This is a genomic window from Mongoliibacter ruber (genome assembly GCF_003003005.1).
GTDB classification, from domain to species: domain Bacteria; phylum Bacteroidota; class Bacteroidia; order Cytophagales; family Cyclobacteriaceae; genus Mongoliibacter; species Mongoliibacter ruber.
The window spans coordinates 339,779-352,337 of the sequence record NZ_PVTR01000002.1 but is presented as its reverse complement, the minus strand read 5'-3'; the positions used below and the strand labels follow the sequence as shown (position 1 = coordinate 352,337).

Below are 12,559 nucleotides of genomic sequence, written 5' to 3'. Positions count from 1 at the left end.
AGTTTTCTGGTTTAGGTTGCCCATGTTTAAATCTATTGATTTTTGATTATATGGACAAAACCAATACATCCACCACCCTCTTCACACAGCTCCCCAACTCCTGCTTCACCTCAAAATCCCAAAACCGAAGTACTGTCCAGCCTTTGGATCGGTAGTAGTGGTTGATTTCCCGGTCTCTTTGCATGTTGCGCTCGATCTTTGGAATCCAGAAATCCTGGTTGGATTTGATGGTGGATTTGCGGTTTTCCCAGTCATATCCATGCCAGAATGCCCCATCTACAAAAATCACCAACTTGTATTTGATCAGGCTGATGTCAGGCTTTCCAGGGAGTTTTTGCTTGTTGCTTCGATACCTTACACCGGCATGCCAAAGGGCTTTTTTGAGCAGTTTTTCGGGTTTGGTGTCTTTGCCCTTGACCCTGGCCATATTGAAAGAGCGCTGCTTGGTGGTATAAAACCCTGCTTCCTCCGAAAATCTGGGTACCTTGATTTTTGGTTCCGGATAAGATTTTATTACTATGGGCTTAGACTTTTTGGGCATGGATTTGAGGAAAGTGAATTTAAGAAAAAATAGTGACGGATGTTGGATGAACTCTTTCTTTTGGCAGCCAGGGACGACTAATATGTGGTCGACTTGAATTAATCACCAATCATCCACTTCAATACATCCAGAATCATTTCAGGCTCTCGGATACAGCCAATCACTCGCTAAAAAGGTCGATTTCACTTCGTATTGATAGGGGTCGGTAATAATGCTTTTTCATTGGCTAATGAATTCTGTCGACTTCCAGATTGAGCTTCAACAAGTGAGGACTAAGGCTACCTATATTACCATGTGTTTTGTTTTTAATACATTATATGAGTATCCTCTTGATTGCACCTAGGCATTGAATGTTTTGAATGGGTTCTTTCTGCTAAATTCTAATCAAAACTTGATTATGAAGCTACTTTTTCAATTTGAAAAACTCTTTGATGAAGGAGGCATTCCACCCTTGCCCTTGTCCTTCTCCTCCTCCTACATAAGCCTGACCATTGATTACAAATGAAAATGCGCGGTATCTTCCTATTTTACCTACTGTAGCACCCATTTCCCAAGTATTGCTGAGTGGATCATAAATCCAAACATCCGGACTGGCTCCACCTCCAACAGGGGAGCCAGTTGCACAATATATTTTATTATTCAAAGTAAAACCAGTTTGAGATGAGATCGCATCAGGAACTTGGGCTAAAATAACCCAACTGTCTTTTGCTGCTTCATAGCGATAAAGCCCCGTCATACCAGTATCCAGAGCTCCGCCGAAGATATAAGCATATTCACCCAGAACTACTGCTGAAGCCTTAGACCTACTATTTAGACCCTGTGGCAGATTGGATAGTTTTTTCCATGTATTAGTATTCGTATTGTATTCGTAGAGATCCTCGTAGTTGATCGTGTTCCAACTTTTGGCAGGAATTAAGGCTTCGATGAGCGTGTCTGAAACAACATTCCAATAAAATGTGGCAATATCACCAAAGAGTACATTGGTAAACGAAGGGTCTACGCCCAAATTTTTTCCATGTATGCTTATCCAGTCTTCCAAATGGGCCATTTCAGGGTCTACTTTAAGAATGATAGGATCTTTACTACCTTGGGAAGCAAAAGACTTAATTGCACCATATTTCAGCCCTTGATCTGTATCAATAAAAGCTTTGTAGAAATACTTTTTACCCGGATAAATAAGATTGTCGAGTTCATAACGATACGCTCCCGCTTGTGCAGGTTTACCTAACCGTAATTTGAAAAGTGTTAAATTCCAGGTGATGCCGTCTTCAGAAATAAGAAAGCCATGATCTGAAATCTTTGCAGGATTGCTTAATTCTGCGTGAAGTATTACGCCACCCTCTACAATCACATCTGCATTCAAGGTCTGGACCTTTGGCTCCTTTTGTACTTCATCGATTTCATTTTCACAGGAGACAAAAAGCAAGCATAACATGCCGGCAAAGAGAAGCTTAAGGCGCATAAATTAGAGGAAAATAAAACCCGCTAAATGTATATTTTTTTTGAATCCATTGTATCTACCCAGAGGGAAAATATTTTTAAGCTTTTAAAAAGGATAATGATATTCTTATGCCGCCAAGCATAAAAAAAAGGCCCTCAAATTTGAGAGGCCTTTTTATCAACATTTAAGTTAACACAAACATTAATTCGGCCACTTCATGCCTTCGATATAAGGAGCACCTGCATTTTTCATTTCTGATGCTATATCTGCTAGGGACTCATTGAGCTTGCTTAATTGTTCAGCTGCTTTTTGAATTTGCTTGTTGGCAATTTGCAGGGTTTGTTTGGAAGTTTCGGTAGGTCCATAGAGAGAAGTCGAAATTCCCCGGTTTACTGCAAATAGCCGCTCACCGATAGTAGGCGGGGTTTTTTCACCGACTTGTAGTTTCGCCGGATTGCCATATACCTCCATATGTAAATTGTAGAGTTCATTTCGCAAGTCATGGAGTTTCTGATCGATAGGGCCAGGTTTGGCAGTAGAATGCTGCAAGGCCTTGCGCATGGCATCCACTGTTTTTATACTTCGGTCTATATTGATGTCAAGTGCTGAAGCATTTTTTGCTGTTGCTTCATACGAACGCCAAAAATCCGCCACTTCTTTTTCTGGAGCCCCTTCCAGCGCTCCCTTATACAATCTCTCAACTTCAAAGGTGATTGGGTCATCCAAAGCCGTAGTGACACCATCTTCACTTTTGTAGAGTGTAGCCGTGTAAGTTCCAGGGGCGACCATAAGACCTTCTTCATTCGATTGGCCGCCATGGATGCTTAATGCAGTAGGTGCCGGATACCGCAAGTCCCATGAGATGCGATGAAAGCCCTTTTTTGTCGGACCTTCTACACGCCTGATTACATTACCAGCGGCATCCTGGACAAGTATGAAAATGCCGGGTTTTACCTGAATCTCTTCAGCTGCTCTTTCCTCCCAACTTGGCATAGGTACGTCACGTTCGGCAGCCGTAAGGGGTTTTTCTATGGCTTGTCTCATTTCCGCTTTGGTTTGCAAACCATCTTTCAGGTGGTAGGTAAAAACAGCACCAAAGTCAGGGTTTGGGGCAACATAATAGGAAGCGCCTTGCGTACCTTTTGGCTTGCTGAAATCCAAATGTGAGCGAGGGATATACCACAATGCTTTACGGGTAGAGTAAAGTGAGCCTTCTTTTTGAAGTGAAGCAGTACTGACTTCTCTAAGGACACTATAATCATCGAAAATGAAGAACCCTCGTCCAAAAGATGCTCCCACCAGATCATTCTCTCGCTTTTGAATTGCTAAATCCCGAAAAGAGATTGTTGGAACGCCTCCTTCAAGCTTGGTCCACTGTCCGCCACCATTGATGGTAAAATACAAGCCATACTCAGTAGCGATAAATAGCAGTTCAGGTTTTACATGATCCTGCACCAATCGCCAAACCATCAGTTTGTCAGGCAGGTTTCCTTTGATCATTTGCCAGGTACGTCCACGGTCTGTACTTTTTACCACAAACGGACGGTAGTCGCCATATTTATGATTATCCAAAGAAACATATACTGTATTTGGATCATGTAAATCTGCTTTGATGTCATTAATAAAGGCCCTTTCAGGAACACCCATACTGCTTACTTCTACCGCACGCCAGCTTTTGCCATCATCCTCGGTGACTTGTAACAGCCCATCGTCTGTGCCTGCGTAGATAAGTCCTTCCACCAAAGGCGACTCGGATAAACTTGTAATGGTCCCGTAATTTGACATTGCAAAAACATCCCATGGCGAGTCCCAACTTTGGGTGGCCCCCATAATAGGTAAACTCATGCGATCTTCACCCCTGGTAAGGTCATCACTAATCGCTTCCCAGCTATCGCCACGGTTGTTGGATTTCCATACACGGTATGATGCAAAATACAGTCGGCTAGGAGAATGCGGACTCACATGAATGGGCGCATCCCAGTTATACCGCTCATGCGGATCATCTTCACCGGCCTGAGGCTGAATATCCACTACTTCACCGGTAGACATGTCCAATCTGCTGAGGGTACCCTGTTGGCGTTCGGCATAGACGATATCCGGATTGCCTGGCTCGGTGGCTGTGGCGTGACCGTCCCAATTGAGTACAAGTTTCCAGTCGTAGTTTTGCATTCCCTGCACATTGTCCGTACGCGAAGGTCCTCCGTGCGTTCCATTATCTTGTGTCCCGGCGTAGATGTTGTAAAATGGCTCAGCATCATCGAGAGAGACTTTGTAGTACTGGGTAATCGGCAAGTTGGGCATGAATCTCCAATTTTTGGCTAGATCAAAACTTTCATAAAGTCCGCCGTCAGTCGCCAGCATCACATAGTTGGGATCGCTTTTTTTGAATGCCATGCCATGGAAATCACCATGGATATGATCCCTGTTGACGATGTGCCAATTTTTCCCTCCATCGGAAGAGTATTTCATACTGGCATCCATCATATAGATCAGGTCAAATTGATGAGGAGAGGCAAAGAGCTCCATGTAATAGTGTGGACCTGTGGCACTGGCCACCACATCCGATGTTTTCTCCCAATTCATACCCCGGTCAGCAGATCGCCAGGTACCACCTGTTCTTCGATCAAGTTCTATGGCAGCGTAGACCACATCCGGTTGCTGCGGCGAGATAGTCAGTCCTATTTTTCCCATTTTACCGGAAGGAAGACCATTGGTCAATTGTATCCATGTTTCTCCACCATCTTCACTTCTGAAAATGCCGTTTTTAACTCCTCCACCCATCATGGCCGCAACGGTACGTTGGCGTTGCCAGGTAACCGCATAGATTCTGTCAGGATTTCTTGGATCTATGGCGATATCCCCTACACCTGTGAACTGATCGTCACCCAAGGTCTTTTTCCAGTTTTTACCACCATCCGTACTTTTGTAAAAGCCTCTTTCACCACCGGCACTCCATAAGGGACCTTGCGCAGCCACAAATACCACGTCGCTATTGTCTGGGTGGACGATGATTTTCCCAATGTGTTCAGAATCTGGTAAGCCACGTTTTTCCCACGTGGTACCACCATCTTCTGAGCGGTAAATACCGTCACCAAATCCAAAGTGTCGTCCTCCACCTTCTTCTCCGGTACCCACCCAAATGATCATCGGGTCAGATGGATCAATGGTTACACAGCCAATAGAGTACGAGCCTTGTTCATCAAAAATTGGAGTAAATGTCACTCCTGCATTGATCGTTTTCCAAACGCCTCCGGAACCAGCCGCTACATACCAAGTGCTTTCATTGGTCGGGTCAATAGCCACATCCGCTATCCTCCCTGACATGAATGCCGGACCAATGCCACGGAGCTGCAGCCCGCGAAAAGTTGTCTCGGAAAAGAGTTCATCTACAGCAGCAGGAGTAGTGCTTTCTCTTCTTTGGGCAAACAATACAGTGCTTAACCCACAAAGTATAAAGGTCATGAGCCAAGAAAAGTGTTTTTTAGAGTATCTCATAGATTGTTGGTTTTGGTAAGACTTACATTACAGTTCTTTTAATCTAGATCAATGGGATCAAAAAATCGCCAAATTTGTGGTAAACGGTTTGGTGACATGTTTGGTGTTAAAAAATTGTTTACACCTGATTTTGTATTCGGATGGGTATTTTAATTATATGTATATCCGCTTTCATACCAGTAGAATCTAATTAATAGAATTAACCTCTGATTTCGAACCAATATCTATTAGTATCCCTTTGCCAAAAAAGCCTCGTTTAATTGATTAGTGGCATGATTGCGGATAATCATATTTATTTATAAGGGATATTCAATTTGAAAAAGTGACAAAAAACAATTAAAAAAGTATCAAGTAATTTCAGGAGATGACATATTGCTTTTTCCTGCTTTTTTCTAAATTACCTTGTAATCGTATCAAACCCGTACACTTATGAAGTTTAACCTAATTTTAGTAGCCTTTTTGGCGCTTTCACTGATGGCCTGTGAGTCATCGGAGGAAAAGGGAGAACAGACCACCGAATCCTTTGATATTGAAGGGGTATCCCGATTGAAGGTCAATGGAGTTTTCAACCTGCATATCAGCCAAGGGGATCAAGAATCTCTGACTATTGAAGGCAATCCAGAATTGATTTCCCTGATTGAGGTAAGGCAAAGAGGTGACCTTTTAGAACTTAACATCAGCGAAAAAGACAGCCGCACATTCAATAAAAAAGGAGCCAAGGTAAACCTGACTGTTGCTGATCTCAGCGAAATGGAGTTTGAGGGAGCTGGAAATATCACCACAGTAGGATCCCTCGATTTGGAAGACTTCAGATTGATAGGCAGAGGTGTAGGAAAAGTTCACCTTGAACTGGAAGCTGAGTTTTTGGATGCAGACCTCAATTTTGTAGGCAGCCTGACACTGAAAGGTGCTGCCCGAGAAATGTCTCTGCTCAATGAGGGAATCGGCAATATTGATGCTTCCAAGCTCATCGTCCAAAAAGTAGACCTAATCAGTTCGGGCATCGGAAAAGTCTCCGTACACTGCGAAGATGAGCTTTCTCTAGAAGTCAACGGTATCGGCCAGGTAAGCTACACCGGCAACCCAACTGTGATACACGAAAATGTGAATGGTATAGGGAAGGTGAGTAGGAACTGAAGCAAGGATGAAAGAGGAAGGAAGAGGGATGAAAACAAGAAGCGAGTGACGAGAAATTTTAGATTTTAGAATTTAGATTTGAGATCGAGTGGGTAGCAGGGATTAGAAAAGGATGAAGGATGAATTTGGCACTTGGCAGTTTTGGGATATTTCCCAGTTGAAATAATTTTCTATAGGACAGCTTCAATGCAATCAAAACAGGTTTGACTTTAGAAAAACCGTGTGGAATAGAAATACGATAGATATAAATTGAAATATGGTAGAAATAACTTTATAGAAGACAGCTTCAATCCTATAAATCAGGTCTTATAGTCTAAGGATTTATATCACCGTAGGATTACCTGGCGTAGGCATGGCATTTTTTACGAAGTGTATTTGTACAAAATTTCAATCAATGACTGTAATCTATAAAAAATAACAAGGAAGCAAGAAAATCCATCTTGCTTCTTGTTGTTTCTAGCCAACGTCTCATCTCTATCAAATACGGTATGATGCTGGGAAATTATATCGCCGAAGGCATATATCCATTTATATCGCGAAGCTTGTATCCATTTATCCTCAATTCAAATAAGCCAAACAAGCTTCTTTACATTCCTGACAAGCCTTGGCACAAGCTTGACAATGATCATGGGAGTGACTGGCACATTCATCGGCACATATTCCACAGATTTTTGCACAATATTTAATCAGGTCATTTACTTCCTTGAAACTGCCGGATAGTACTTTGCTTGTAGTCAGACATACTGATCCACAGACTTGATCTGTTTGGATACAGTCTCTCATATGACTCACATCTTCTTCTTGAAGACAGGCATCTGCACAATGAAAACATGCGTTAGCACATTCCTGAAGTTTGGTAATCAATTCGTTACGTTTCATGGTGATTGTGTTTTTGAGTTTAAAAATCTATTCATTAATTCACCAAATAATTGCAAAGACCATTCCATTGCCTAAATATGGATTTATGCATAGGTAGACATGGTAGATTCAAACAAATAGGCATAATTTCCCCTAATTGAGAATAGAATTAATGTAGAAATGCAGTAGATATAGTTTTCTAGAAGACAGCTTCACCTTTATCAATAAATGGACTCTATGGCCACAACTTAAAAAAAATAGAACCTCATTTCTATTGTATTTCAACTTTGTTTCTTTCATGTAGCAAAAAAAGCCAAGAACCAAGACCGACTTTGATCTTGTTTCTTGGCTCTTTTTTCTTATTTCTAATCTCTCGCTTCTCACCTTCATCCCAACGCCTCGGTTCGTGTCTTCACAAACCGAAACTTAAACCTTAAATTACGGATGAAGTATCCTGCATTTCTATCCCATACCTGTTTTGGCGGAAAGCTTTTTCCAGTTTCATCATTTTCTCAGCCAAAATCAAAACGCTTTTATACCTTTTAAACCCCGGGTAGCAACCCGGGGCTAATAGATATTTGACCCTTTCAGGGTCATTACAATGGCAAGGCCTCGGTTCGTGTCTTCACAAACCGAAACTTAAACCTACATCTCGCCCACTTCATCCTTCCTCCCTCATCCTTCATCCTTTCTAACCTCTACTCTCTCCCCTTAACCCACTTCTCCAACCACTGATGCTGTTCCCAAAGGGTGTGCAACGTGGATTCCTTGGCAGCATAGCCATGGCTTTCATGCGGAAGAAATACCAATCGGGTAGTGGCTCCATGGCCTTTCAAAGCATTGTAATATCGCTCTGATTGGATTGGAAAAGTACCCGAATTGTTATCTGCCTCTCCATGAATCAACAAAATAGGCGTTTTCACTTTATTGGCATTCATAAATGGTGACATGGTATTATACACCTCTGGCGCTTCCCAATATGTCCTTTGTTCGTACTGGAATCCAAAAGGAGTCAGGGTCCTGTTGTAGGCTCCACTTCTGGCGATTCCTGCAGCAAAAAGATCTGAATGAGAAAGCAGGTTAGCTGTCATAAATGCTCCATAGGAGTGACCTCCAACAGCAATTTTGTTTCTATCCCCTATTCCTGCATCCACGATAAAATCAATAGCCGCTTCGGCATTTGCCACAAGCTGCTCAACAAAGAAGTCGTTCGGTTCTTCATCACCCTCGCCAACAATCGGCATTTCTGTTTGGTCCATGATAGCATATCCCTGGGTGACCCAGAAAATAGGTGATCCCCAACTGATGCGGGTAAAGGTATATTTGGAACCTCTGACTTGTGCTGCGACAGCGGCAGATTTGTATTCTCTAGGGTATGCCCACATCACAACCGGTAAAGGTGCATCTTTTCCTGGCTCATAACCTTCAGGTGTGTACACTGTAGCGGATAAGTTAAGGCCATCATTTCTTTTGTACTGTACCAATTGCTTATTGATCCCCTTGATAGACTCGTATGGATGGGCAAACTCGGTAAGTTGTCTTGGTGCTATTCTTCTTTTAGTATTGACAACCCAATAGTTAGGCTGAATGTCAGTGCTTTCTTTCAGTGTCACAAACTCTGTAGCATCAGGACTCAATACTTTCACTACCCTTTCATAATAAGGTGCCTGAGACCTCCACAGAATTCTTTCACTTTTCTTTTTAGTATCAAATGCAGACAAATAAGGCATACTTCCTTCCGGCGAACCTCCTTCGGAAGTCATATATACCTCATCTCCTTTTCTCAAAATCACATTTCTTCCATATTGATTGCTGGTAAATACCGGCGAACCTGGGTCATTGTAAATATCATCTGAAGACCTTTCAATGATCACATCTCCTTTTTCTCCAGGCTTGGATGGATTGATACGAGAGATCTTTTGTTGTCTGCTGGCAAACCAGCCTTCGTTGAGCAAGGCAAAGTTATCGTCAGACCAATAGATACCTCTATATCTGTATCCCAAACTTGCCAACTTCACTGGATCGGAGGTAAAAGGGGCATCCTGCATGTAAACAATTTCTCTTTCTTCCATTTCCATCTTTGGATCACCACCATCTTGGGCTTCTACCCAATACAAAGTGGCGGGCTTATCTGCCCTCCAATTGATAGATCTTCGACCTGTCACTGTGGCATCAAATCCTGTAGGTCGGACTTCATCAAGTGGAACTTCGGCGATAGTTTTGACTTTGTTTCCATTTTGGTCCCACACCTCCACATGATAAGGAAATCTAGAAGCAGGCACCAAGTACGAAAATGGTTTTTGTATCAAATCCACCATGATATATTGGTCATCAGGAGAAGTGCTGATTGATTTGATCAAACCACTGTTGCCAATAGCAGTCAAATTGCCGTCCAAATCAGCTTTCATGACCTGAGAGTCCATAAAAAATGCAAAAAGAGCTTCGTCATATGGATTGCCCAAAAGATCTTGGTATGTCCTGGAAGGAGCAGCACTTCCTGCAGTCTCCTGGATGGTTGGGCCTACAGGCGCCAATGGAGAATCCGGCTTATTTCCTCTGTTTGGGTTGATGCCTTTGAATATGATCTGATTGTCAGCCGTCCAAGAAATATCACTTCCGTAAACGCCGTTTACAATTTCATCCGTAAGTTTCTTAGCTTCCATACTTTCTATATCGACCACCCACAGGCTGATTCCTGTATTGCTGGTGTTGGTCAAAGCAAGGAATCTTTCATCTTTAGAAAGGGAAAAACTTCCCAAACGTGGATTAGAAGGAAGTCCTTTGACTTCAGTTTCCTCTCCAGAAGAGACATTTTTAATTTTGACATTATCCACTGATGTAGAACGGCTCGGGCCATTTGTCGCAGGATTGATTCGGATACCTGCAAGTCTTAATTCTGGTTGAGCCAGTTCTTCAATAGAAGGACTGCCAGGTCTTTCCAGTAGGAGCATTTTATCTCCAGAGCGTGTAAAGTTGACAAAAGGAGTGAGTGGTGCATTTGCAAGTTCTTCAATTTCCTTTGGGGGTTTTTGATAGCTTAGTGGCTCTTGGGCAAGTGCCTCAGCAAAAGCGAGGAAACAAAAAAAGCTTGCAAAGAAGCTGATCTTAAAGATATTTTTCATTGGGTTTTAAATTTTGAATCTAGCTTGAAATTACATGATCTTATTTATATAAAAGCCCGAAATTATCTTTTTGGTTTAAAAAAATAGGTGGTCGGGGGAAATAGAGGTCATTGAGAAGTAATTAGGCATTTACTAAAAGGGAATGACAGTTGGTGTACGTCATCCTGAACGGAGCCTACCTCGTGTAGGCAGGCTTGCGGAGTTGAAAGCCTGTCCAGCAGCATTGCTGGGCATCTCCTATCTTTTAGACTAGGAGACTCTTCCCTTTACCCAGAGTGACGATCCCTACAATTTTGTCATTGGTAGGAGGTAAGACAGAAGGAAACTTTTAACCGTAATGGCTATAAATAAAAGTATGCCAGAGTGTTGCCTTTTTTGCTTTGGAAAGGATTGCTATATTCTGATTTCATATAGGTTCCGCTGTTCAGGCGTCAGAAAAAATTTGTTAAAGGTTAAAAATGTTAAAAGTTAAGTTGGTGCTTTGGCAGGGTCTGCCCTCTACCTTTGACCTTGAAAAACCAACTTTCACCTAAGGTTCACTTTTCTCGCTTCTCGCTTCTCGTATCTTGAACACCACCCTCCATCTACATACACCATTTCCTCTTTCCTCCCTCATCCTTTCTCCTTTCACAAGCCCCTATAAACAAAAAAGGAAGCCTTTTGAGCTTCCTTTTTTTATACTATTCATTTGGATTATTTTCCTTTTGCGCCAATTGAGATCATCGCACACCTAAAACCAATATGGTTGGTCGCTGAATCCTGATGAGTAAATCTTCTCGCTCCTGGAGTCAACCAATAAGCAACATCTCTCCAAGAACCTCCTTTGAATACCCTAAACTCATCTGTGATCAGCATAGTAGTATAAGATTCTTCTTCATCATAAATACCATCATATCTGGATGGGTTGAGGTCATCAAAATCCTGAAAGGAAAGTGGACGGTAAACATCATTTACCCACTCATTCACATTTCCAGCCATGTGGTAAAGACCAAAATCATTCGGAGGCATGTCATATACGTTGGTTGGAAGGATTTCACCATCATTGGTTTTGCTACCTGCTATACCTGCATAATCACCTCTACCTCTTTTGAAGTTGGCAAGGAAATCACCTTGTCTACCTTTTCTCTTGATATTGTATGGATTCCTAACACCTCTGCCATCCCAAGGATAGATTCTTCCATTTTCTTGGTTTTCGTCCATATACTGTGTACCGATCATGGCTTTTGCAGCATATTCCCACTCACCTTCACTTGGAAGTCTATACTCTGCGATAGCTACACCTCTTTCGACCAATTGTCTTTTGGAAAGGGTAGAATCTACATTATTTTGTTCTCTGATGATATTCGATACGAATTCAGTTCTCCACTTAGAATAAGAATTGGCCTGAGTCCAAGAAACACCTGCTACAGGATAAAAGTTGAATCCAGGAAATCTGAAATAATAGGTATCGTAAAGATCGTTGTAGTTCATGGCACCAGCCCAAACATGCTCTTTTGGTTCAAGCTTTTGGATGGAATCAGCACTCACATTTTTGCTCATGTAAAACAAAAATTCCCTGTAATCCACATTGGTGACTTCTGTTTCATCCATGTAAAAAGAAGCGATGGTTACAGTTCTTTCCAGGTTATCCCTGAATCCCATGACATCTTGTTCCTGAGAACCCAAAACTGTACGGCCACCTTGGATATATTTCAACCTTGGACCAATTTTTTGTTCTGCAAATTTAGCTACATAAAACTTGGAGCTATCGTTGATGTCTTTACTGAAATCAGAACCTGTAGAAGCACTTGCTTTGCCAGGTTTATTTGCGGTTCTTCGGCCATAGCCGGGTTGTCTGTTGCAGGAAGAAAGGATGGCACCGCCAACGATCAGCAACATTGCTGCTATCATCCCTAAATTACTTTTTCGAAAAACCATTTACATTACTGTTTTTTGTGCACAATGAGAACGCTAATATATAATCAT

The 12,559-nt window shown here is 42.1% G+C and carries 7 protein-coding genes; 1 reads left to right on the top strand and 6 read right to left on the bottom strand.

The genetic code is table 11. The annotated features are described in order from the left end of the window. Window positions 1-46: 46 nt before the first annotated feature. The 3 genes from CLW00_RS04775 to CLW00_RS04765 all read right to left on the bottom strand — a co-directional run bounded on the left by CLW00_RS04775 (window position 47) and on the right by CLW00_RS04765 (window position 5,477). On the bottom strand, window positions 47-541 hold the full coding sequence (locus tag CLW00_RS04775; protein ID WP_106132508.1) for a very short patch repair endonuclease: 495 nt from the start codon (window positions 539-541) through the stop codon (window positions 47-49). A gap of 403 nt (window positions 542-944) precedes the next feature. Beyond that, window positions 945-2,003, bottom strand: a complete 1,059-nt coding sequence (locus tag CLW00_RS04770; protein WP_106132507.1) for an IPT/TIG domain-containing protein — start codon at window positions 2,001-2,003, stop codon at window positions 945-947. A gap of 180 nt (window positions 2,004-2,183) precedes the next feature. Further along, the gene (locus tag CLW00_RS04765) at window positions 2,184-5,477 is read right to left on the bottom strand and encodes a VPS10 domain-containing protein (RefSeq protein WP_106132506.1); all 3,294 of its coding nucleotides are present in this window, start codon (window positions 5,475-5,477) and stop codon (window positions 2,184-2,186) included. 429 nt (window positions 5,478-5,906) lie between these two features. Here CLW00_RS04765 and CLW00_RS04760 point away from each other — a divergent pair, with 429 nt between their 5' ends. Continuing rightward, the gene (locus CLW00_RS04760) at window positions 5,907-6,614 is read left to right on the top strand and encodes a head GIN domain-containing protein (protein ID WP_106132505.1); all 708 of its coding nucleotides are present in this window, start codon (window positions 5,907-5,909) and stop codon (window positions 6,612-6,614) included. A gap of 558 nt (window positions 6,615-7,172) precedes the next feature. On the opposite strand, the gene CLW00_RS04755 is transcribed toward CLW00_RS04760, so the two are convergent. The 3 genes from CLW00_RS04755 to gldJ form a co-directional block, all read right to left on the bottom strand. Then, the gene (locus tag CLW00_RS04755; RefSeq protein ID WP_106132504.1) at window positions 7,173-7,493 is read right to left on the bottom strand and encodes a four-helix bundle copper-binding protein; all 321 of its coding nucleotides are present in this window, start codon (window positions 7,491-7,493) and stop codon (window positions 7,173-7,175) included. Window positions 7,494-8,170: 677 nt separating this feature from the next. Further along, on the bottom strand, window positions 8,171-10,594 hold the full coding sequence (locus CLW00_RS04750; RefSeq protein ID WP_106132503.1) for an alpha/beta hydrolase family protein: 2,424 nt from the start codon (window positions 10,592-10,594) through the stop codon (window positions 8,171-8,173). Window positions 10,595-11,287: 693 nt separating this feature from the next. Beyond that, complete coding sequence (gene gldJ, locus CLW00_RS04745; protein ID WP_106132502.1) at window positions 11,288-12,511, bottom strand: gliding motility lipoprotein GldJ; 1,224 nt, start codon at window positions 12,509-12,511, stop codon at window positions 11,288-11,290. Window positions 12,512-12,559: the final 48 nt, after the last annotated feature.